The organism is Sphaerisporangium sp. NPDC088356 (assembly GCF_040685555.1).
Taxonomy (GTDB): Bacteria; Actinomycetota; Actinomycetes; order Streptosporangiales; family Streptosporangiaceae; genus Sphaerisporangium.
Genome location: NZ_JBFBIK010000083.1, coordinates 1 through 22,624, shown reverse-complemented (window position 1 = coordinate 22,624; position 22,624 = coordinate 1). Strand labels below are relative to the sequence as shown.

18 protein-coding genes are annotated in these 22,624 nt (G+C 70.8%); 10 read left to right on the top strand and 8 right to left on the bottom strand.

The window, feature by feature from the left end; all coding sequences use genetic code 11:
• The first annotated feature begins 458 nt into the window (after window positions 1-458).
• Together AB0O34_RS25835 and AB0O34_RS25830 are read left to right on the top strand one after the other, a co-directional pair.
• Entirely contained in the window at window positions 459-815 is a 357-nt protein-coding gene (locus AB0O34_RS25835; protein WP_363919505.1) for an ATP-binding protein, read from the top strand.
• Between the two features lie 355 nt (window positions 816-1,170).
• Window positions 1,171-1,533: an STAS domain-containing protein gene (locus AB0O34_RS25830; protein WP_363919503.1), complete on the top strand. Its 363-nt coding sequence runs from the start codon at window positions 1,171-1,173 to the stop codon at window positions 1,531-1,533.
• A 26-nt stretch (window positions 1,534-1,559) separates the two neighbouring features.
• On the opposite strand, the gene AB0O34_RS25825 is transcribed toward AB0O34_RS25830, so the two are convergent.
• A complete protein-coding gene (locus tag AB0O34_RS25825; protein ID WP_363919501.1) occupies window positions 1,560-3,275 on the bottom strand; it encodes a glycoside hydrolase family 13 protein in 1,716 nt (571 codons plus the stop codon).
• Window positions 3,276-3,476: 201 nt separating this feature from the next.
• Window positions 3,477-4,520 (bottom strand): NUDIX domain-containing protein, encoded by a 1,044-nt coding sequence (locus AB0O34_RS25820; RefSeq protein ID WP_363919500.1) that lies wholly within the window; start codon window positions 4,518-4,520, stop codon window positions 3,477-3,479.
• Between the two features lie 146 nt (window positions 4,521-4,666).
• On the opposite strand from AB0O34_RS25820, the gene AB0O34_RS25815 reads away from it, so the two are divergent.
• Window positions 4,667-5,644: an aldo/keto reductase gene (locus AB0O34_RS25815; RefSeq protein WP_363919499.1), complete on the top strand. Its 978-nt coding sequence runs from the start codon at window positions 4,667-4,669 to the stop codon at window positions 5,642-5,644.
• A 231-nt stretch (window positions 5,645-5,875) separates the two neighbouring features.
• On the opposite strand, the gene AB0O34_RS25810 is transcribed toward AB0O34_RS25815, so the two are convergent.
• The 4 genes from AB0O34_RS25810 to AB0O34_RS25795 form a co-directional block, all read right to left on the bottom strand.
• A complete protein-coding gene (locus tag AB0O34_RS25810) occupies window positions 5,876-6,919 on the bottom strand; it encodes a DUF4037 domain-containing protein (protein ID WP_363919498.1) in 1,044 nt (347 codons plus the stop codon).
• Between the two features lie 315 nt (window positions 6,920-7,234).
• Window positions 7,235-7,966, bottom strand: coding sequence for a GNAT family N-acetyltransferase (locus tag AB0O34_RS25805; RefSeq protein ID WP_363919496.1), 732 nt, complete (start codon window positions 7,964-7,966; stop codon window positions 7,235-7,237).
• Complete coding sequence (gene purB / locus AB0O34_RS25800) at window positions 7,963-9,393, bottom strand: adenylosuccinate lyase (protein ID WP_363919494.1); 1,431 nt, start codon at window positions 9,391-9,393, stop codon at window positions 7,963-7,965. Before purB ends, AB0O34_RS25805 begins: the two co-directional genes overlap by 4 nt.
• Window positions 9,394-9,582: 189 nt before the next feature.
• Window positions 9,583-12,837 (bottom strand): efflux RND transporter permease subunit, encoded by a 3,255-nt coding sequence (locus AB0O34_RS25795; RefSeq protein WP_363919493.1) that lies wholly within the window; start codon window positions 12,835-12,837, stop codon window positions 9,583-9,585.
• A gap of 129 nt (window positions 12,838-12,966) precedes the next feature.
• Between AB0O34_RS25795 and AB0O34_RS25790 the strand changes: the two genes are divergently transcribed.
• Entirely contained in the window at window positions 12,967-13,416 is a 450-nt protein-coding gene (locus AB0O34_RS25790; RefSeq protein ID WP_363919491.1) for a MarR family transcriptional regulator, read from the top strand.
• Between the two features lie 13 nt (window positions 13,417-13,429).
• Window positions 13,430-14,230: an SDR family oxidoreductase gene (locus AB0O34_RS25785; RefSeq protein ID WP_363919489.1), complete on the top strand. Its 801-nt coding sequence runs from the start codon at window positions 13,430-13,432 to the stop codon at window positions 14,228-14,230.
• Window positions 14,231-14,483: 253 nt separating this feature from the next.
• Here AB0O34_RS25785 and AB0O34_RS25780 read toward each other — a convergent pair whose 3' ends face one another.
• A complete protein-coding gene (locus tag AB0O34_RS25780; protein WP_363919487.1) occupies window positions 14,484-15,185 on the bottom strand; it encodes a class I SAM-dependent methyltransferase in 702 nt (233 codons plus the stop codon).
• A gap of 372 nt (window positions 15,186-15,557) precedes the next feature.
• Window positions 15,558-16,667 (bottom strand): ricin-type beta-trefoil lectin domain protein, encoded by a 1,110-nt coding sequence (locus AB0O34_RS25775; RefSeq protein ID WP_363919485.1) that lies wholly within the window; start codon window positions 16,665-16,667, stop codon window positions 15,558-15,560.
• Window positions 16,668-17,251: 584 nt separating this feature from the next.
• Here AB0O34_RS25775 and AB0O34_RS25770 point away from each other — a divergent pair.
• From AB0O34_RS25770 to AB0O34_RS25750, 5 genes are all read left to right on the top strand, one after another.
• On the top strand, window positions 17,252-17,644 hold the full coding sequence (locus AB0O34_RS25770) for a hypothetical protein (RefSeq protein ID WP_363919483.1): 393 nt from the start codon (window positions 17,252-17,254) through the stop codon (window positions 17,642-17,644).
• 4 nt (window positions 17,645-17,648) lie between these two features.
• On the top strand, window positions 17,649-20,087 hold the full coding sequence (locus AB0O34_RS25765) for a tetratricopeptide repeat protein (protein ID WP_363919481.1): 2,439 nt from the start codon (window positions 17,649-17,651) through the stop codon (window positions 20,085-20,087).
• Between the two features lie 194 nt (window positions 20,088-20,281).
• The gene (locus tag AB0O34_RS25760; protein WP_363919479.1) at window positions 20,282-21,121 is read left to right on the top strand and encodes a hypothetical protein; all 840 of its coding nucleotides are present in this window, start codon (window positions 20,282-20,284) and stop codon (window positions 21,119-21,121) included.
• A gap of 116 nt (window positions 21,122-21,237) precedes the next feature.
• Window positions 21,238-21,606, top strand: a complete 369-nt coding sequence (locus AB0O34_RS25755) for a MerR family transcriptional regulator (RefSeq protein WP_363919477.1) — start codon at window positions 21,238-21,240, stop codon at window positions 21,604-21,606.
• Window positions 21,603-22,586, top strand: coding sequence for an aldo/keto reductase (locus AB0O34_RS25750; protein WP_363919475.1), 984 nt, complete (start codon window positions 21,603-21,605; stop codon window positions 22,584-22,586). Before AB0O34_RS25755 ends, AB0O34_RS25750 begins: the two co-directional genes overlap by 4 nt.
• The last annotated feature ends 38 nt before the right edge of the window (window positions 22,587-22,624 follow it).

Sequence of the window (22,624 nt, the reverse complement as noted above, 5' to 3'; positions counted from 1 at the left end):
AAGGGAACAAGGAGTCATCGCTCCGCACGAGTCTCCCCGCCCTTCTTCCCAAGCCCGGTCTTCTTCCCAAGTCCAAGCCGTGCCTTCCATCCGGGCTCGGTTTTCCGTCCGAGCCGGGCCTTGTGTCCGGGCCCGGTCTTTCCCATTCACCCCGCCTCGGGGGCGTAACGGTCCGGGGTTGTGGATAACCTACGGACGGTGGCCCCGCGCTGCGAAAATGCTCCTCAATGATCTCCGCGCACCCTCGCAGGGAGGCCTGTGTCCGGGTCGGGGAAGCGACGTCTCGGGCAATGGATGAGGATGGATGGGGTGGCCAGGGCGTGAGCAATGCCCCGCAGGCGTTATGGTCATCGCGGTGGCGAATCTTGCCATGGTGGACGTACGAGCGGCGTGGGAGGGTGCCGGTGGATGGCGCTGGGCGTGTTTCCGCGTACTGGCCGATCACCGATGATCTGAGTGTGTTGCGGGGGCTGGTGCGGAGCTATGCCGTAGAGGCCGGGCTGTCCGGTGTCCGCCTGCAAGATCTGGTGCTGGCAGTGAACGAGGCCGCCGCGAACGTGCTCGACCACGCCCACGGTGAGGGAGACGTCCAGGCCTGGCACGACGATCGGTTCGTCATGGTAGAGGTGCGCGACTGCCTCGGGCACCTGGTCCCCGCACATGCCGACGCGGGCAATCCGGGCGTGGCGACCTTACGCGGCCGGGGCCTGTGGCTCATGCGGCAGCTGTGCGACGAGGTCAAGATCACCCGGGACGCCCAGGGGTCGGCGGTGCTGTTGCGGCAGGCGCTCGGCGACGTCCCCACGCATGACTGACCCCGCCGGTGACTCGGAGCACATCGGTGAAACGGCTCGAACACGCGGCGTGGGAGCCGAGATGTCGCGCCCGCGATCCGCTGGAAACCTCCAGGCTCGTCGCGGGGGACCGCTCACAGGGACGGACGGTACGGCACCCCACCCGCCGTCCACCCGGAACCACGGTCTTCGTGTGGGGTCACCCGTCCGAGATCGTGTATGAGTGGGCAGGCATGCCCGCTTCGCATATCGTCACCGACGTGGAACATCTGCTGCCGGGATTCGGGCCGGGTCCGAGCTGTGATGGCGCGGCGCGCAGTGTCCTACGCCCGCCGTCCTCCACCGGATCGGCGACCGTCTCGTGAATAGGTCACCTATGAACTTCACCGTGCACATCGACACCGGGGCCGCGGACGCGAGCCCTTCCAAGGTGCGCACCCTGGTGCTCACCGGAGAGCTGGATCACGGCAGCGCCCCCCATCTGCAACGCGCTCTGGAGGACGCCTACGCCGAGCACTGCCGCCATCTGGTCATCGACGTCACCGGCCTGGTCTTCTGCGACTCGACCGGCATCAGCGTCTTCCTCGGCGCGCGCCGAGCCATGAGCGCCCGCGAGGGGAGCGTCGCGCTCGCCGGCCTCAACCCGCGCATCGAGAGGATCTTCCGCCTCACCGGGCTGGCCCGCGCCTTCGCCACCTACCCCACGGCCCAGGAGGCCCGCGCCGCAATCACCTCATGAGCTGAGTGACACGATATGAGCTGGTGTCAACCCAGACTGACAAGCCAGGCGGCGGTGTCCGGCGGTAGCGAACGACCCTCCAGCGGCCCGCTGGCCAGCAGCACCTCGCCTCCGGGCGGCAGGGCCACGGGGACGGCGGAGAGGTTGACGAGGCAGCGCAGCCCGTCCCCCCGGTCGAACGCCAGCACGTCTTCGGGCGCCTCGGCCCACCGGAACGGCGCGCCCCCGGCGGGCAGCCGGGTACGCCGGATTCCGAGAGCCCTCCGGTACAGGGCCAGCGTCGAGCCGGGGTCCGCCGCCTGGACCTCCGCGCTGAGATCCCGCCACGCAGACGGCTGCGGTAGCCACGGGCTCGCGTCGCCGAAGCCCAGCGCGGGACCCGCGGGCGACCACGGCAGCGGCACGCGGCATCCGTCCCTGCCGCGGATCCGCTTGCCGGAGCGCTCCCAGATGGGGTCCTGGAGCGCCTCTTCCGGCAGGTCGGCGACCTCGGGCAATCCGAGCTCCTCCCCCTGGTAGAGGTAGGCGACGCCGGGGAGCGCCAGCATGAGCAGGGCCGCCGCACGGGCCCGCCGGGTGCCGAGCCCCAGGTCGACCTGACGGTCGTCCACTCCGGGCCGCCGCCGCGTCCAGTCGCCGTCCGCCCCGTACCGGGTGACGTGACGGGTCACATCGTGGCTGGACAGCACCCACGTGGCGGGCGCGTCCACCTGGGCCAGCTCCGCGAGGTGATCATCGATGCTGTCGCGCAGCTCACCCGCGTCCCACCGGCACTTGAGGAAGTCGAAGTTGAACGCGGTGTTCAGCTCGTCGGGACGCAGGTATCTCATCAGCCCGCCGGTCCTGACGCGCCAGGCCTCGGCCACGAACATGCGCGCCCCTCCCGGCGTCCCGGCGTAGGAGTCGGCGACCCGGCGCCACGCGCGGTACACCTCGTGGATCTCGTCACGGTCCCAGTGCGGGTGGCCCGCGACCCGGCGGGCGCCGCTGCCTTCGTCCTCGATGGGCTTCACCAGCGGCGCTGTACGCGGCGGCGCCCCGTCCGACTGGAGGTCGGGCAGCCGCGGATCCTTGGCCAGCCCGTGGGCGACGTCGATGCGGAACCCGTCGACCCCCCGGTCGAACCAGAAGCGCAGGATCGACTCGAACTCCTCCCGCACCTCCTCACTCGTCCAGTTCAGGTCGGGCTGCTCGGGAGCGAACAGGTGCAGGTACCACTCCTCGGGCTCGCCTCCGGGGCCGGTGAGCCGCGTCCAGGCGGGGCCGCCGAACACCGAACGCCAGTCGTTGGGCGGCGAGGCCCCGTCCGCGCCCCTGCCGGGCCGGAACCAATAGCGCCGCCGCTCGGGCGACCCGGGCCCGGCGTCGCGGGCGGCGGCGAACCACCGGTGCCGGTCGGAGGTGTGGTTCGGGACGATGTCGAGGATCACCCGCAGGCCATGGTCGTGAGCCTCCTCGATCAGGGCCTCGGCCTCGGCCAGCGTGCCGAACGACCGGGCGATGGCGCGGAAGTCGGCCACGTCGTACCCGCCGTCGGCCATCGGAGAGTCGTACCACGGGGTGATCCACATCGCGTCGACGCCGAGCTCGGCCAGGTACGGCAGGCGTGACCTGATGCCGGCGATGTCGCCCACGCCATCGCCGTTCCCGTCGGCGAAACTGCGGATGTAGACCTGGTAGATGACGGCGTGGCGCCACCAGTCGGCGGAGCGTGTCGGGGAGGGTGCGTGCTCTGCGGTCATACGTGTGGTGTCACCCATCTGTCGCGAAGAAACCTCTCACCGCGCAGCCGATCGCCGCCGGGTCACGAACGACCAGGTCAGCGCATGCGTGACCGCCCGTCGAAAGGAGACGGCCCAGGCGCGGGGGACGGCCCGGTGAGGTTGCGCTACGCCTTGAACTGGTCCCCCGCCGCACGACGTGACGACGCCTGCGCGGCGGGGTCAGCCGAGCAGGCGGCCCACCCGGGTCAGCGTCTCGCGCACGTTCTCCTCAGTGCTCACGGCGCGCGCCTCGTCGATGGACAGCCATCGCAGAACCGCCGCCGGGTTCTCCGGCCGGATCGCCTCGGGCGTACCTGTCGTGAGGACGAACCGCACGTCGGCGTGCTCGTGAGAGGGCTCGTGCGGGGCGGCGGGCACCGGGACGATGACGAGGTGAACGATCTCCGCGCCGGGCCAGGGCGCGAGGTCCTCCAGGCCGGTCTCCTCCCTGCCCTCGCGGAGCGCGACGGCCAGAGGATCGCTCTCGCCCGGGTCTCCGTGCCCGCCGACCTGGAGCCATGCCTGCTGGCGCGCGTGCCAGCGCAGCAGCACCCTGCGCGTCGGCGGGTGGACGATCAGCGCCGACGCGGTGACGTGCAGGGCCGTCGAACGGTGCCAAGGATCGCCGGCCGCCGGGAGCGAAAGAGTGCGCTCCAGGTCGGCGGCTTCCGCCGGAGTCAGGGGCCGGTGCCGCGACAGCGACTCGACCAGTGGATCAGGTGTACCGAGATCGTTCGCCGCCGCCATGCCACTCCCCGAGCTCACAGGTTTCACCATCCGCATGACCCGCCGCCGTGCCCCCGCGCGTACGACCTGGTTCGCGCGCGAACCGGACCGCGCACGAGCCGGCCGCGATACGGGCGAGACCGCACAAGGACCGGACCGCATGCGGACGGCGTACGGACTCGCCGAGGCTCGCACACGCGGAAAGCCGCTCGCAAACGAATTAGGCGCCCCGGTCGCGACTATCCGGCCAGCCTGCCCGGGTCGTAGGTGAAGTCCAGCGTGCACCCGGCCGTGCTCCGCCATGAAGCCGTCCATCAGCGCCAGGGAGCCGTAGTGGGTCACCTGCACGCACTCCCCCTCGGTGAAGGTGACCAGCTGCATGGACACCGCCTCGCGAGCCTGCGCCGCCCGGTAGTAGCGGTAGCCGGTGTCCGGGTCCACGAAGGCAGGTGTCAGCAGCCCGAGGTCGGCGTAGTTCCGCAACTGCTGAGCCTGCACAGCCGCGTGAACCTGCCGATCGGCACCAGGTCACCGGGTACGCCGTCGTTCACGGGCTCAGCATGTCCTCTTCCCCCGTGGGAGAGTCCAGCCGGCTTGCCCTCCGGAGGCACGACCTCCCCGGCGCGGCCCTTACGATCGGGGTTGTGGAAAACCGTGAACTGGGTAGAACGAGCAGGCAGGTCGGGGTCGTCGGCCTCGGGGCGTGGCAGCTGGGCGCCGACTGGGGCGAGGTCGGGGAGGACGAGGCGCTGGCGACGCTGAACGCCGCCGTCGACGCCGGGGTGACGTTCATCGACACGGCCGATGTGTACGGCGACGGCCGCAGCGAGCAGATCGTCGGCCGGTTGCTCAAGGAGCGGCCGGGCCTGACCGTGGCGACCAAGATGGGCCGCCGCGTGCCGCAGGAGCCCTCCGCCTACACCCTGGACAACTTCCGCGCCTGGAGCGACCGGTCGCGGCGGAACCTCGGCGTCGACACCATCGACCTGCTGCAGCTGCACTGCCCGCCGACGGCCGTGTACTCCGACTCCGCCGTGTACGACGCCCTCGACACGCTGGTGGAGGAGGGCAGGATCGCCGCCTACGGGGTCAGCGTCGAGACCTGCGAGGAGGCCCTGACCGCGATCGCGCGGCCGAACGTCGCCACCGTGCAGATCATCCTCAACGCCTTCCGTCTCAAGCCGCTGGAGCGCGTTCTTCCCTCAGCGATCGAGGCCGGGGTCGGCATCATCGCGCGCGTGCCGCTGGCCAGCGGGCTGCTGTCCGGCCGCTACGACGAGCACACGCGGTTCGCCGACGACGACCACCGGGCGTTCAACCGCCACGGCGAGGCCTTCGACGTCGGCGAGACGTTCTCGGGGGTCGACTACGCCACCGGCCTGAAGGCCGTGGAGCTGCTCAGGCCGCTGGTGCCCGAAAACATGACGACCGCCCAGTTCGCGCTGCGCTGGATCATCGACCAGCCCGGCGTCAGCGTCGTGATCCCCGGCGCGCGCAACGAGCGGCAGGCCAAGGGCAACGTAGCCGCCGCCGACCTGCCCCCGCTGGACGACGCCACCCGGGCCGCCGTCGCCGGAGTGTACGACGAGCTGATCCGCCCCCAGGTCCACCACCGCTGGTAGCCCCCGGGGAACCACCTCCCGGCCTGGAGCCGTCAAACCGCTTCCCGGATGGCCGGTCGGCCTCGGGCGGCGCGCGGTCGCCGAGGTGTTCCCCGAGCAGGCCTACGACCCTGAGGTGGCGGACCAAGGTCTTCCCGGGTACGGGGCCGGAGGGCCTGGTCGCGGGCCGGCTCAACATCACCCTTCGCGAATGCTGACCTCCGATGGGCGGTTGGTTAGGTAGGTGGGGTCTCATGCCGGGGCGTGGGCGGCCCGGGTGAGGGCCAGGGAGCGGGTGGAGTCGCCGAGCACGTCGGTGCTGTCGCAGAACTGGTCGACCGATCCCACCGGTGACAGCGACCGCACCGACGGGCCGACCGTCCCGAGCAGCGCGTCGGCGAACCGCCCCGCCCCGATCACACGGAACGGCCGGTCGAAGTACGGCCGTACGGAGCCGTCCAGCGGCTCGGTGAGCGCCAGCCGGTTGTGCAGCGCGGCGACCCGCTCGTACGCGCGGGCCAGGTGCTCCTCGCGTTCACGCCACCCCCGCGCGGACAGCGCAGACGCGAACATCTCCCCCAGCTCCGCCGACCCGGACATGCGGGCGAACGCGCTGCCCAGCCACTTGGCGTACGGCGGGTAGCGACGGCGCATGAGCAGGCACAGCCGCATCAGGTCCTCGATGAGGCGGGCGGTGACCACCACCGATCCGAGGTCGTCCCCCACCTCACCGCAGCGGCCGGGGAAGCTCTCGATCTGGGCGACGCGCCGCCATTGGCAGGCCAGCACGTAACGCCAGATCTCGCCGGGGTACCAGCGCAGGTTCGCCCGTGCGCCGCCCAGCTCGCCGAGCCCGTCGTGGAAGACCTCGCCGCTGGTCACCTCCGCCAGGCGCTGCCAGGACACGCCCAGCCAGTCGGCCGTGGTGATCTCGCCGCGCGGGTCGAAGCCGAGCCGTGCGCGCGCCCACGACCCGAACCCGGTGACGAGGACGCCGTGCCGCACCGGGTTGCGGTCGGACCCGAACGCCGTCGGATATCCCCCGAACCGCTCGGGCAGCCCGGCGTCCAGCCGGGCCGACAGCCCGGCCACCACAGACGGCTCTACGAACACCAGGACCCGTGGGCCCCAGTCGTGGTCGGTCGACCGTTCGGTGTCGAAGGCGAGCACCTCCGAACCGGGGCCGATCAGCGCGGCGCCATGGGGCACCTCACCGATGAGCGGTTGGACCACCTCCGCGTAGAACGCACGCGACAACTCTCGGCCGGGAACGAAGCCAGGAAGGAAATCGGACATCACTCAATAACTGTGCATGGCGAAGCCCCGAGCTTCACCTGGTTTTCCGAGCCCCGGGCAGTGACCCCGGATACCAGCCCAGGACGCGTCAAGCGCCCCAGTCATCCCCGACCTCCGACGAATCACCTGATCCTCCAGCACGCTTACGCAGGAGGGCCAAGCCGGCCGGTAGGGCCGCCGGTAGCGGGGACGAGTGGCTGCCCCTAGCGCTCGCAACGCCGGCGGGTCAAGCCGCCGGTCGGGATCTCATGGCGCTCCGAACCGGCAACGTTGGTAAAGGCGTGCAGGTTGGGCGGGCCGGGCAGGTCTTCGGGGTCAGATGACATGGGCGGCGGCGACGCTTCGGCGGCGCATGCCGAGGCGTTCGTAGACGCCGATGGCCGTGTGGTTCCAGGAGTCCACGATCAGGGCCACCCGGCCGTGCTCGGCCAGCAGCGTGCCGAGCAGGAACCGGCAGACCGACTCGGCGTGCCCCCTGCCGCGCTCCCGTACGGCCGTCGCCACCCCCGCGATGAACCCCGCCCCCGGCGCCGTCCAGGCGTCCGCCCCCACGGAGGCGAGGGTCCCCGCGTCCGTACGGACGCCCGCCCACCTCCGTACGCCCGGGACGCCGGGCGCCGCGTAGGAGCCGGGGTTGGCGTCGGCGAGCAGCGCGGCGACCTCCGGCGACTCCTCCTCGGCCAGCCAGCTCGCCTTGCCAGGGTCGACCGGCGGCGGGCCGCCGGTGTCCATCCAGTCGAACACGCCCGCCAGCCGCAGCCCGCCGACCCGCTCGGCCAGGCCGCGCACCAGGGACTCCTCCCCCAGCGGGCGGAACGAGGGCCCCGACTCGGCCAGGGCATGCCGTACAAGCGGGACCGCGTCATCGAGCGGCCCGGTGACGAGCATCCGATCCCGGCGCGACAACCCGGGGCTCACGACGGCGATCGCCTCGCCGGACGCGAACACCCGCACCCCGGGGCCCATCCCCTGCGCCGCCCACACCGTCATGAAGTCGTCCCCGGAGGCCGAGACGACGTCGCCGGCCTCGCTGAGCTCTCGGATCACAGGATGGCGCCCGGACGGTAGGCGGCGGCCTCCGGGTAGCGGGCGGTCACGGCGCCGACCCGCGACACGACCTCGGCCACCTGCCCGGCCGCCGCACCGGTGAACGGCGCCGGGTCGGCCAGCAGCGCGTCCAGGGCGGGACGGTCCAGCGGGAAACGATCGTCCGCCGCCAGGCGATCCAGCAGGAGGTTCGGCGCGCCGCTCTCGCGCATCGCCAGCGCGGACGACACCGCGTGCTCCTTGATCAGCTCGTGCGCGGTCTCCCTGCCCACTCCGGCACGCACCGCCGCCATGAGCATCTTGGTCGTGGCCAGGAAAGGCAGGTAGCGGTCGAGCTCGGCCGCGATCACTGCGGGGAACGCCCCGAACTCCGACAGCACCGTCAGCATGGTCTCCACCAGCCCGTCGAAGGCGAAGAACGCGTCGGGAAGCGCCACCCTGCGCACCACCGAGCACGACACGTCGCCCTCGTTCCACTGGTCGCCGGCCAGCTCGCCCGCCATCGAGGCGTAGCCGCGCAGCACCACCGTCAGGCCGTTGACCCGTTCGCAGGACCGGGTGTTCATCTTGTGCGGCATCGCGCTGGAGCCGACCTGGCCCTCCTTGAAGCCCTCGGTGACCAGCTCGTGCCCGGCCATCAGCCTGATCGTCTTGGCCAGGCTGGACGGCGCCGCCGCCAGCTGCACCAGCGTCGTCAGCACCTCGTAGTCCAGGGACCGGGGGTACACCTGCCCGACGCTGGTGAGGCCGGTGGCGAACCCCAGGTGCCGCGCCACCCGCTCCTCCAGGGCGGCCAGCTTGGCCTGGTCGCCGCCGAGCAGGTCGAGCATGTCCTGCGCGGTGCCCACCGGGCCCTTGACGCCGCGCAGCGGGTAGCGCGCGACGAGCTCCTCCAGCCGGGCGAACGCAACCAGCATCTCGTCGGCCGCCGTGGCGAACCGCTTGCCGAGCGTCGTCGCCTGCGCGGCCACGTTGTGCGAGCGGCCGGCCATCACCAGATCGGCGTGCCCGGCCGCGAGGTCCGCCAGGTGAGCGAGCAGCGCCACGCAGCGGTCTCTGACCAGGACGAGGCTGTCGCGGATCTGCAGCTGCTCGACGTTCTCGGTGAGGTCGCGCGAGGTCATGCCCTTGTGCACGTGCTCGTGCCCGGCCAGGTCGTTGAACTCCTCGATGCGCGCCTTCACGTCGTGGCGGGTCAGGCGCTCGCGCTCGGCGATGGAGCCCAGGTCGACCTTCGCGGCCACGGCCTCGTAGTCGTCGACGACCCCGGGCGGCACCTCGACGCCCAGCTCGGCCTGTGCTCTCAGCACGGCCAGCCACAGCTGCCGCTCGGCCAGCACCTTGTGCTCGGGCGACCACACATGGGCCAGCTCCGGCGAGGCGTAACGGGCGGCGAGGACATTGGGGATACGCGGCTTGGCGGTCACGTTGCCTCAGTCTATGGGGCCCGGCCCCCGGAGGCGGCGACCGGGCCCACCGCCTCCCGTCCCGCCCGGCGGCGCCCCTGTCCCCGCCGTCCACCAGCCCGGCGGCGATCCGCCCTGTGCGCCACCCGCCCGGAACGACGGCGGGCCCCGTCCTCCCCGCGAGCGGAGGGAACGGGGCCCGCGTAGGACCTACCGGGAGGCGAGGGCCTCTTTGTCGTACACCGTGACCTCCGGGTCCGGCGTACTGCCGCGCCTGCCGCGAAAACGCTCCTTGGTGCGCTCGACGATCGTGTACAGCGTCGGCACCAGAACCAGCGTCAGCAAGGTCGAGGACACCAGGCCCCCGATCACCACGATCGCCAGCGGCTGGGAGATGAACCCGCCCGACCCGGTCAGCCCGATCGCCATCGGCGTCAGCGCGCAGATCGTCGCGATCGCGGTCATCAGGATCGGCCGCAGCCGGCGCCGGCCGCCCTCCACCACCGCGTCGACCACGCTCATGCCCTGCTCGCGGTACTGGTTGATCAGGTCGATCAGCACGATCGCGTTGGTCACCACGATGCCGATCAGCATCAGCATGCCGATCAGCGCGGGGACGCCGAGCGGGGTGTCGGTCACCCGTAGCAGCCCGATGGCGCCGGTCGCCGCGAACGGGATCGACACCAGCAGGATCAGCGGCTGCACGAAGCTGCGGAACGTCGCCACCATGATCATGAACACGATCGCGATGGCCGCCAGCATCGCCAGGCCCAGCTGGGAGAACGCCTCGCTCTGGTCGGCGCTCACCCCGCCGATGCTGTAGGTCACTCCGGCGGGCAGGGTCAGCGACTTCATCCTGTCGGTGATCTTCGCGGTCACGCTGCCCAGGTCGCTCGCGGTCGCCGACGCCGACACCGACGCCGTGCGGGCGCCGTCCTTGCGGGTGATCTGCGTCGGACCGGCGACCTGTCGCACCTCGGCCACGCTCGACAGCTTCACCAGGCCGGAAACCGCCGGCAGCTTCAGCGCCCGTACCGCCGCCACATCGCCGGGGGCGTTGCCGCCCGCCCGCAGGATGATGTCGTTCGCCCGGCCGTCCAGCGTGATCTGGCCGATCGGCGCGCCCCGGAACGCCTGCGCGACGGCCTGCCCGATGCCCGCCTCGGTCAGCCCCTTGGCCGCCGCCTTCTGCCTGTCGACCCTGACCTCGACGCGCGGCGCGCTCGCCTCCAGGTTGGAGGTCACGTCACGCAGCCCGTCGATCTGCTTCATCGCCGCCAGCACCGTGTCGGACCCCGACTGCAGCGACGACTGGTCAGGACCCTGAAGGATCACCTCGGCCCGGTCGGATGCGAACCCGCCGCCGCCCTGCCCGCCGACGGTCACCTCGCCCACGTCCCGCAGCGCGGCCAGCCGGTCGCGCAGGGTCTGCTCCAGCACCGGGGTGTCCACGCCCTTCGCGACCGTCACAGAGTACGACGCCCTGTCGGCCGATCCCCCGACACCGCCGGAGAACGCACCCCCCATACCCACGTTGACCTGGTACGACGCGACGTCTCTGGTGGCGGAGAGCACTTCCTCCACCTTCTTGGCCGCCGCGTCCGTGGTCGCCAGGTCGGTGCCGGCGGGCATCTTCTGCGTCACCGAGATCGTGTCGTTGCCCGAGGAGTCGATGAAGTTCGTCTTGAGGCCGGGCGCCAGCGCCAGCGTTCCCACGAAGATCACGAACCCGAGGAGCAGCGTCACGAACCGCCGCCGCGTCGCGAACCTCAGCACCGGCAGGTACATCCGCTGAAGAGGGCTGCGCAGCTCCTTGGCCTCCGCCTGCGCCCGTACGGCCCGCGCCTCCTCCTCAGAGAGCCGCGGCGCCTTCAGGAACCAGTACGCCAGCACCGGAATCACGGTCAGCGCCACCAGCAGCGAGGCGAGCAGCGCCACCGTCACCGTGATGGCGAACGGCGCGAACAGCTGGCCGATCATGCCGCCCACGAACGCGATGGGCAGGAACACCGCCACCGTGGTGAGCGTGGACGCCGTCACCGCGCCGCTCACCTCGCGCACGGCCGCCAGTACCGCCTGGCGCTTCTCCTCGCCGTACGCCAGGTGCCGCTTGATGTTCTCCAGCACCACGATCGAGTCGTCCACCACCCGGCCGATCGCGATCGTCAGCGCGCCGAGCGTCAGCAGGTTCAGCGAGTAGTCCCCCACCCACAGCGCGATCAGGGCGATCACCACCGACAGCGGGATCGACACCGCCGTCACGATCGTCGAGCGCAGCGACAGCAGGAAGAGCAGGATGACGATCACCGCGAACACCAGGCCCAGCAGGCCCTCGGTGGACAGGTCCTCGATCGACCGCTCGACGTACGGCGCCTGGTCGAACACCACCGTGATCTCGGAGGCGTCGCCGAGTGCCCGCGTCAGCCCGGCGAGCTTGTCGCCCACGTCGTGGGAGATCTGCACCGCGTTGCCGTCGGGCGTCATCGTGATCGACATGCCGAGGCTCGCCTTGCCGTCGGTGCGGGTGACCGTCGTCGCGTCGGCGGGCTTCTCCTCGATCGTCGCGACGTCTCCCAGCTTCACCGGCTTGGGAGCGGCCGGTGCCGCCTGCGCCGCGCCGGACCGCGCCGCGCCCGTCGCCGCCTGTCCCTGACCCGCCGCCTGTCCCTGACCCGCCTGCTGTCCCTGGGCGCGCGAGGGGGTCTGGGGCTGCGCGGCCGGAGCCTGCGGCGTCAGGTACAGGTTCTTCAGGTCGTCGATCGAGGAGATCCGCCGGCCGATCTGCACGGTCAGCGCCTTGCCGCCCTCGGTGAGGGTGCCCGCCGGGATCGGCGTGCCGTTGGCCCGCAGGACGTCGGGGATCGACGCCGGTGACAGCCCGAGGAACGCCATCTTCAGCAGGTTCGGCGTGATGACGACCGTCTGCTTGCCGGCCCCGGTGACCGAGACCTCGCGTACCCCGTTGACGCCCTGCAGCTCGGGGACGGCGATGCGCTCCAGCTTGTCGAGCATGCCGCGCTGGTCGCCGCCGTCGCTCACCGCCAGCACCATGACCGGGATGTCGTCGGTGTTGCCCGCCACGACCGTGGGCTCCACGCCGCTCGGCAGCTGGGCGCCGAGCCGGGAGACCGCCTGCTGCAGCTTGGCGACCGCGGCCTCGATATCGGTGCCGTACTCGAACGACACCTGGATCTGGGCCGAACCCTCCCGGGAGGTCGAGGTGACCTCGGTGACACCGGCGATGCCCTGGAGGCTGCTCTCGATCGGCTTGGTGACCTGCTCCTCGACGATGTCGGGAGAGGCGCCGGCGTACGGCGCCACCACGAACGCCCCGGGGAACGACAGCGAGGGCAGCAGTTGCTGCTTCAGCGATGGGATCGCGAAGGCACCGAACGCGCTGATCACAACCGCGATCATTATGACGAGGCTGCGGCTGGCGAGGCTCAGCCTTGCCAATGCGGTCATAGACGTGGACCTTCCGGGATTTTGCGAAACCTTGGAGTTTTGGGCAATGCTAACACTTCGCCTTACACGAATATTTAGCACCACCGTGAACTCCTGGTAACCTGATCAAGCCCGGGGCGAAAGGTAGAAGTGGACGAGAGAGAAGAGCTGATCGCTCGGATCGGCGAGTCGCAGGACGCCCTCGGGCGAGTCTTCGCCCACGATCGCTCCATGCCGCTGCTCGCCGTCAACCTGACCATGCAGCAGCTCAAGGTCGCCCTCATCCTGGCCAACCGCGGCTCGGTCTCCGGCCAGGAGCTCGCCCACACCCTCGGCACCGGCCTCGGCACCGTCACCGGCATCGTCGACCGGCTCGTCGCCCAGGGGCTCGTCACGCGCCGCGAGGATCCGAGCGACCGCCGCATCCGCCGGGTGGAGCTTTCCGACGCGGGGCGGCGCATGACCGAGGAGCTCGCCGACGCGGGCCTCGCCAGCTACCGCCGCCTGTTCGACCGCCTCGATCTCGACACCCTCCGGCAGCTCGACGACGTCATGCGCAAGCTCAGCACGGCCGCCGCCGAGCTGTACGGCACGTGGTGATAACTTCTGCCCCGTGATCTCCCAGCACGACACGCACAGCCCGGACGAGTACCTCAAGGAGCTGTTCTCCCTGTCCGGCCGCACCGCCCTGGTCACCGGCGGCAGCTCCGGCATCGGGCACGCCATGGCCGAGGCCATCGGCCGCGCCGGGGCCGCCGTGGTCATCGTCGCCCGCAGGGAACGTGAGCTGGCCGACGCCGCCGACCGCCTTCGCGGCCACGGGGTGCGCACCGCGACCATCAGCGCCGACCTCGGCGACGCCGCGGCCGTCCAGCGCGTGTGCGACCAGGCCGCCACGTTCTTCGGCGAGATCGACATCCTCGTGAACGTCGCCGCCAACAACATCCGACGACCCATGGGCGAGCTCACCCTCGGCGACTACGACGCCACGATGCGGGTCAACATCACCGCCCCCTACCTGCTCGGCCAGCACTTCGGCCCCCGCATGGCCGCGCGCGGCTGGGGCCGCATCATGAACGTCGGCTCGCAGCAGTCGATCAGCGCGTTCGGCGAGAGCGGCGCGTACGGCGTCAGCAAGGCCGCGATCACCGGCCTCACCCGCTCACAGGCCGAGGCGTGGTCACGGCACGGGGTGTGCAGCAACACGATCGTGCCCGGGTTCGTGCTCACCCCGCTCACCGAACCGGCACAGGCGATCCCCGGCCGCGTCGAGGCCCTGGCGGCCCGATCCATGATCGGGCGGAACGGCGTGCCCGCCGACTTCATGGGAGCCGCCGTCCTGCTGGCCGGCGACGGGGCCTCCTACATCACCGGCCAGACCATATGCGTCGACGGCGGTTTCTCCGTCCACTAGAGCGGCCGGCGACGTGGTACCCGTGGACCTTGGCGCGCCCGGCCGGGTCCGCCGCCACGAAGCCGGCCTAGATGGCGAGGAAACGGGTCCGGCCCTCCAGCGCGGCTTCCCGGTCGCCGAAGACCCACGGCCGGGGTCCGCTGTTGATGTCGGTCGGGTAGCCCGGGTCGAAATCCACAGGTCCGGTTCGTATTCACCGACGACCGCCGCCTCCGAGCGGTCGTCGCCAAGGCAAACGTGGCCTGATACGGCATCAGTCGGCCTGAAGAACGAAGAACAGGAAGCACAGGAAGGCCCCCGAGGGCTTGTCCGCGAAGATGTCGGGGAACAATTCGCGGGCGCCCGGTGCGGGGAACGGTTCGCTGATGACGGCGATCCGGAAGCCGGCCGCGGTGAAGGCGTCGGTCATCGCGTGCAGTGGCCGGCGCCAGAAGCTCATCAGGGCGCTGTGCCCGCCGAGGGTCCATTCCTCGGAGTACTTACGGGTCCCGAAGTAGCTGGCACCGGGACCGGCCTGCAGGTAGTCGGCGAAAGGGTGATTAACGGACACGATCAGCCGGCCGCCGGGTGTCAGCACGCGCCGCAGTTCGGCGAGCGGTGCCGTCCAGTCCTCCAGGTAGTGCAGGACCAGGGACGCGACGACATCGTCGAACGCGGCGTCGGGGAACGGCAGCGGGCTGCCCAGATCGGCGAGGTGCAGGGCCGCGCCGTTGCCGAGCCGCTGCCGGGCCAGCTCCAGCATCTTGGTGCTGGAGTCGAAGCCGGTCACGATGGCACCCCGGTCGCGCAGTGCCGCGGACAGGGGGCCAGAGCCGCAGCCGGCGTCGAGGATCCGCCGGCCGGCCACGTCACCGGCCAGATCCAGGATCGCGGGTCGCTCGTAGTAGGCGTTGAGGAGGCTGGTCTCGTTTTCGGCCGAGTACGCTTCGGCGAAGCTGTCGTAGTCGTTGGGCACAGCCCGCTCTGCGGGCCCGGCAGAACCCTCGGGAACTGGACGGATCCACGGCGGCTGCGTGGGGGCTGCGGTGTCTGCTTGCCCGGCAGAACTCTTGGGAGCGAAAGTCATACGGGCGAGCCTGGCACGCTCGGCCTGTCCGGCATCAGGAGTTTCATGATCGTCCTGCGCCCCATGGGTGCCGCGAGCCAGGCCCGTTCGCGACTTCGAGGCCGACGTGCGCGGGTACGCACCGGACGCCGTACGGGAGTCCTAGCTGATGGCCGAACGGATGGGCGCCGTACCCCTGCCGGACCTCGAAGACGCGACCCCGGCACACTGACACTTGTCCGCCGCGCCCCGCTCACGACCCGGGCGCCTCTCCAGCGGCGGTCATCGCGCGGACCAGCGCTGCGCTCCGGTGCCGTTGCAGTCGTACAGCTGCACCAGCGTCCCGTTGGCGGTTCCGCTCGACTTCACGTCGATGCACTTGCCCGACCCGGCACCCACGATGCTGCCGTTCGCGTTGAATGTGAACCTCTGCGCCGTCCCGCCGTTACAGGTCCAGATCTGGACCTTCGTGCCGTTGGCCGTGCCGTTGGCGTTCACGTCGAGGCAGCGATCGCCGTAGACGCGCAGCTCACCGGCCGTGGTACGGGTCCAGCGCTGGTTGGTCCCGCCGTGGCAGTCCCAGATGTGCACCTGTGCGCCGGGGGTGGTGCTGACCCCGGACACGTCCAGGCAGCGGTTCGACTGCGGGTTGACCAGTGAGACGGCAGTGCCGACCGGCGGTACGGACGCCTGGGTGAGACTGCCGGGCACCGACTGCAGCGCCGAGAACCAGCGTGCCGCCATCTTGTCGTAGCCGCCCGCGTTCGGATGGAGACCGTCGGCGAGATCGGCGGTGGTGAACCCCGTGTGCATGTCGACCAGGTGGGTCATCGGCCCCTTCTGCGCGACGATTCCGGGGACGGCGGCGTTGAAACCCTGGATCCGCGACTCGAACGCCGGGTCGGCGGCCGGCGTGACCTGCGCGACGAAGAGTTCGACCGTCGGCGCGTTGGCCCGGATCTTGTCGATGAGCGCGGACAGCCGAGCCGGCGCGTTGGCGATGTCGTAGTTCTGGCCCATGTCGTTGGTGCCGATGTGCAGCAGGATGGTGCGCGGGGTGTAGCTCTGCAGCCAGCCGACGATGTTCGCGTCGATCTGGTCGATCCGCCAGCCCGAGTGGCCCTCGTGGTCGTGGTCGCCAAGGCTTGCCGGCCCGTTGAACCCGGACCCGACGAAGTCGACCGTGTACCCTCCTGAGGCCATCCGCTGCCACAGGTTGATGCGGTAGCCGCCGAGCACGTTGAACCCGTCGGTGATGGAGTCACCCAGGGGCATGACCGGCACGCCACCGTTCGACTCCGCCTGCGCCAGCGCGGGCGTCACCATGGTCAACCCGGCGGCCAGGGCGAAGCCGAGCCCGGCGGCACGGAGCCGCCTCAGGTTCCAACGCATCGATGGTCCTCTCGTCCGCGCCGTCCCAAGGCGGACCTCGGCAGGCCGTCATGGCGGTGACGACCTGCCGCAGCAGGGGGTGGGCGCACCATTCGGGGGGTGGAAAGGTCCGCTGTCAGTTGGTGCGTGGGTACGGTCGCAGATCAGAGTTGGTACGCCGTCGACAGCCCGTGGCGCGTTTCGCCACCGGCGGCCGTGCCGTGGAGCCGTTACCCGGATGCGGCAACGCCGCGGCATCCGGTGAAAAGTTCATGAAAGGCAGAAGCCGTCGCCGCGACTCCAGGTTCGGGTCGGTTTGGTGCGACCAGACCGAACAAAGCGCGACAGAAGTAATCAAAGATGAACGTTTACCCCTTGTCAACGACGTCTTAACAGCGATCGAAACCAGCGCAGGGCAGCCTGAAACGGCGCCCGCCGGAGAATGCCATCCGCCCAGGTGAGAGCCGTGAAAGCCGGTAACCACCCCTCTAGCGCACCTGGTCCGGCGGACCACCCGGAACAGCACACGGCGGGAGTCTGCAACGTTCGGATGAACTTGCGCCCGATCACCTTCCGCCATCTTCTCGCTACGCGATGATGCAGACATGTCAGGACGAGTTCTGAAATGGGCGGGCGGTGCCCTCTTCGCCGGAGCCGCGATCACGATGGGCGTCTACTTCGCCCGGGTCGGCTTGGATGACGCCGACCGGTCGGCCAGTGTGATCGGCGCGTTCATCGGGCTGGCCGGCCTGGTCCTCGCGCTCTGCGGCACGTTCGGCACCCGCCGTACCGGGCGGGCACAAGCACCACCGGAACCCATGACCCGCGTGGCACCGGGCGGTACCCCGCCTGGTGACCAGAACGGTACCGGCAGGGTGCGCAACGAGATCACCGGCGGCACCTTCCACGCTCCGGTCATCCAGGGGCGCGACATGCGCGGCGTCGCCCCCGGCGCGCCCACCCCCCAGTCTCCTGTCGCTCCATCGGCCGAAGGGTGACGCGGTGACGCCCGATGACCCCCACAACCAGATCAGCGGCGGCGTCTTCTTCTCCGCGGTGATCCAGGGCCGGGACATCACCGTCCGCTTGCCGCCACGGATCACTCCGGCGCTGTCCGGGCTACCGGCGGGCTCTTCGGCGTTCACCGGCCGCGCCGATGACCTGAAGGCGCTGCTGGACGCTCTGGCCCCCCACCCCGCCGGAAATGGGCGGCCGTCATCGGCCGGGGAGGTGATCCCCGCGCCGGCCGTGACGGCGGTCGCCGGAATGGGCGGGGTCGGCAAGACCGAGCTGGCGATCCAGGCCGCCCGCACCGCGCTCACGCTGGAGTGGTTTCCCGGCGGAGTGCTGTTCGTCGACCTGTTCGGCTACGATCCCGGCCGCCGCCTGGACGCCGGCCAGGCATTGGAAGGGTTCCTGCGCGCGCTGGGCATCCCCGGCGAGCACATCCCCTCCGGCACCCAAGAACGGGGACGGCTGTACGTCTCGGCGCTCAGCGCCTACGCCCAGGCGCGACGGCCGATCCTGGTGGTGGTCGACAACGCCTCCGACCCCGATCAGGTGCGGCCGCTGCTGCCCGCGGCCTCCGGCTGCCGGGCGATCGTCACCTCCCGCCACACCTTGGGCATGCTGGACGCCCGCCTGCTGGATCTGAACGTCCTGACGCCTGACGAGGCGATGACCTTGCTCGGTCGCGTCATCGGTGTGGCCCGCCCCGGCGACAGGCGCGTTGGCGACCATCCAGCCGACGCCGCCGAGGTGGCGCGGTTGTGCGGGTACCTGCCGCTGGCGCTGCGAATCGTGGCCGCCCTGCTGGCCGATGATCCCGCCCGGCCGCTTCCGGCGATGGTCGCGGACCTGGCCGACGCGAGTTCGCGGCTGACAGAGCTGGAATACGGCGATGTCGCGGTGCGGGCCGCGTTCGAGCTGTCCTACCGGCACCTGCCCCCGGCGCAGGCGCGGCTGTTCCGGTTGCTGCCGGTCAACCCGGGCCCGGACATCTCCACCTCGGCCGCGGCCGTGCTGACCGGACAGGATCCAGCCGTCGCCGCTCCGGTCCGGCGGCTGCTGGAGGGGCTGGCACGAGCGCATCTGATCGAGCCCGGCAGCACCTACGGCCGGTGGCGGACGCACGACCTGGTACGCCTGTTCGCCGACCAGCACGGCGAGGCCCTTGCCGAGGCCGACGGCCGGGCTCAGGCATTCGACGCGCTGCTGCAGTACTACCTGATCACCACACAGGCCGCCGTCCCGCATCTGGACCCCAACCGTGACACCACCTCCGGCGGACCCGACGCCCGTGAGCAGGCGCTGATGTGGCTGGACGCCGAACACCTCAACCTGTCGGCGGCCACGCACACCGCCGCCGCCCGGGGCATTCACGCCTTCGCCCGTGACCTTCCCATCGCCCTGGCCCTCTTCCTGACCTGGCGGCGGCACCTCAACGACCAGATCACCCTGTCCGCCGTCTCTCGGGAGGCCGCCCGCGGGCTCGGCGACCGCATGGGCGAGGGCAGTGCGCTGAGCATTCTCGGAGCCGGCCTCACCGCCGTGCGACGCTTCGATGAGGCCGTAGCCGCCTTGCGGAGCGCCGCCACGATCTTCCAGGACACCGGCTACCGCCAGGGCAACGCCGCGGCGCTGGTCAGCCTCGGCTTCGCCCTGCGTGAGATGAGGCGGTTCGACGAGGCCGTCGCGGCACTGCGGAACGCCGCCACCATCTTCCGCGACATCGGCGACCGCCAGGGTGAGGCCGTGGCCCTGGGCAACCTCGGAACCGTATTGGCCCACGTGCGGCGCTTCGATGAGGCCATCGCCACCCTGCGGAACACCGTCGCCATCCTCCGCGACACCGGCCACCGCCACAGCGAGGCCGAAGCGCTGACCAGCCTCGGCCTGGCCCTGGCCGAGGTGGGGCGTTTCGATGAGGCCATCTCGGCCCACACCGGTGCCGCCGCCGTCTTCCGCGAGACCGACGACCGGCACGGCGAGGCCGGTGCGCTGAACAACCTCGGCATCGCCCTGCGCGAGGTGCGGCGCTGCGAGGAGGCCATCACCACCCTGCGGAACGCCGCCGCCGCCTTCCGCGAGACCGGCGACCGGCACGGAGAAGGCACGGCTCTCGACAATCTCGGCAACGCCCTCGATCAGGTGCGGCGCTTCGATGAGGCCGTCGTGGCCCACACCGGTGCAGCCGCCATCTTCGACGACAGCGGCGACCGGCACGGCGAGGCCAGAGCGTTGGACAATCTCGGCATCACCCTGGGCAAGGTGGGGCGCTTCGATGAGGCGGTCACCGCCCATGTCAAAGCCGCCGCCATCTTCCGTGAACTCGGTGATCGGAACGGCGAGGAGATCTCAGGACGAAACCTCGCGGCAACCGGGGAACGGGCGAAGCAGTCACCGGCCGACACGACACCAAGATCCACCGGGAAGAGGTAGGGCGGCAGGTCGCGGTGCCTCCTCCTGCTGGATGGCCAGAGTCGGTGGCGCTTGACCTTGCCGTAGCGTCACGTGTCCAATGAGGGCATGAGGCTCGGCGAGCTCGCGGCGCCGGTCGGTGTGTCCACCTGGACCGTGCGCCACTACCACCGCCTCGGGGTCCTGCTGGTGCTCACGCTGAAAGAGCGAAGGTGATGCTGAGGATCGCGCGTGCCGCGCTGTTCGCCATGGCCCCCGTGGAGCTGGTGCTCGCGGTTCTGCTCGTGTCGGGCGTGCCACTGCCGGGCCCGCTGATCGCGGTGGCCGAGGCGGCCGTCGTCGCGGTGCTCGTCCTGGAGGCGGCGACCGCGTACCGGCTGTTCGGCGCCGAGCGCCGGGGCGGCGCGGACCGCCGGACGGCGGCGCGGGCGGCCTATCGCCGGCTCGTCCCCGAACAGGTGCGACGGATCATGGGGTTCGACCTGAAGGGCATGATCAGCCTCGCCCTGTGGGTCGCACGGCGTCGCCACGGCGTGCCGCACGGCGCCACCGCCGTCTCCTACCACCGCGCACAGACCTCCACGATGACGCTGTTCCTGTTCGCGATGGTCGTGGAGCTGGTGGGCGCGGAGATCCTGCTGCGGGCGTTCGGGGCACCGGCCGGCCTGCGCACGCTCATCCTGGTGGGCGACGCCTACACGATACTGATCGTGCTCGCGGTCATCGCGGCCTGTGTCACCCGGCCCCACGTCGTCTCCGCCGTAGAGCTGCGCATCCGCTACGGCGCGTTCTTCGACCTGCGTGTCCCGCGCGAGCAGATCGCCGAAGTGCGGCACGTCCGCAACTTCAACGAGAACGGCACGGTGAGGTCCAAGGGCCACCGGCTGTCCGTGGCGGTGGCCTCCCAGACCAACGTGATCGTCGAGCTGACCGAGCCGATCACCGCCGTACGCCCCCTCGGCCGCCGCGCCGAGGCCCGTACGATCCGCTTCTACGCCGACGACCCCCGAGCCGTCGTCGACGCGCTGCGGCCCAGCCGGGAACACGCGGCATAAGCGCGCGCGAGAGCAGACCCTCTGCCGTGTCCCGTCGCCTTCACCAAGTGGGTCGACATGATCCATTTGACTTAGAGTGCGCTCCAACACCGAGACTGGAGGACATGGACGAGGGGATGACGATCGCCGAAGTCGCACGCCGCACCGGACTGACCGCCCACACGCTGCGCTACTACGAGCGCGCGGGACTGCTGCCCTCCCCGCCTCCGCGCGGGGTCAACGGCCACCGGTGCTACACCCAGCGCCACCTCGACTGGGTCGTCCTGCTCTCCCGGCTTCGGGCGACGGGCATGTCGATCGCCGGCATGCGGCGCTACGCCGAGCTCGCCGGGAACGGCCTGCCGACGTCGCGCGAACGCCTGGAACTCCTCCTCGTCCACCGCGCGCAGGTCGCGTCCCGCATCGAACAGCTCAGGGACGACCTGACGCTCATCGACAACAAGATCGATATCTACCGCAAGAGCATCGAGGAGAATCACGTATGAAGCAGCGAACCCTCGGACAGGGCCTGACCGTCTCCTCCCTCGGCCTCGGATGCATGGGCATGAGCGAGTTCTACGGTCCGGGCGACGAGGCCGAGTCGACCGCGACCCTCCACCGGGCCCTCGACCTCGGCGTCACCTTCCTCGACACCGCCGACATGTACGGGCCGTTCACCAACGAGCGGCTCGTCGGCAAGGCGATCGCCGGGCGCAGGGACGAGGTCGTGCTGGCCACGAAGTTCGGCATCCAGCGTGCCGAGGACGGCACCAGGATCGGCGTCAACGGCCGGCCCGACTACCTGCGCCAGGCGTGCGACGCCTCCCTGGAGCGCCTCGGCGTCGACCACATCGACCTGTACTACCAGCACCGCGTCGACCCGTCGGTCCCGGTCGAGGAGACCTGGGGCGCGCTGGCCGAGCTGGTCGCCGCGGGCAAGGTGCGCCACCTCGGCATCTCTGAGGCCTCGCCCGACCTCGTGCGCCGTGCTCACGCCGTCCACCCGATCACGGCGGGCCAGTACGAGTACTCCCTGTTCACCCGCGACCCCGAGGACCAGATCCTCGACACCTTCAGGGAGCTCGGCATCGGGCTCGTCGCCTACAGCCCGCTCGGCCGCGGGTTCCTCACCGGCACGATCACCAGTGCCGACCAGTTCGACGCCACCGACTTTCGCGCGCACAACCCCCGCTTCCAGGGTGAGAACTTCGACGCCAACCACCGGCTCGTCACCCAGATCCAGGAAGTGGCCGAGTCGAAGGGAGTCACCCCGGCGCAGCTGGCCCTGGCCTGGGTGCTCGCCCAGGGAGAGGACATCGTGGCCATCCCCGGCACCAAGCGCCGTACCTACCTGGAGCAGAACGTCGCCGCCCTCGACATCGCGCTCACGCAGGACGAGCTGGCGAACCTGGAGAAGGCCGCGCCGAGGGACGCCGTCGCCGGCGAGCGGTATCCCACCAGCTCCCTCCCGCAGATCAAGTCCTGAGTGACCGGGCCGGTCAGCGCCTCACGGCGATGCCCGTG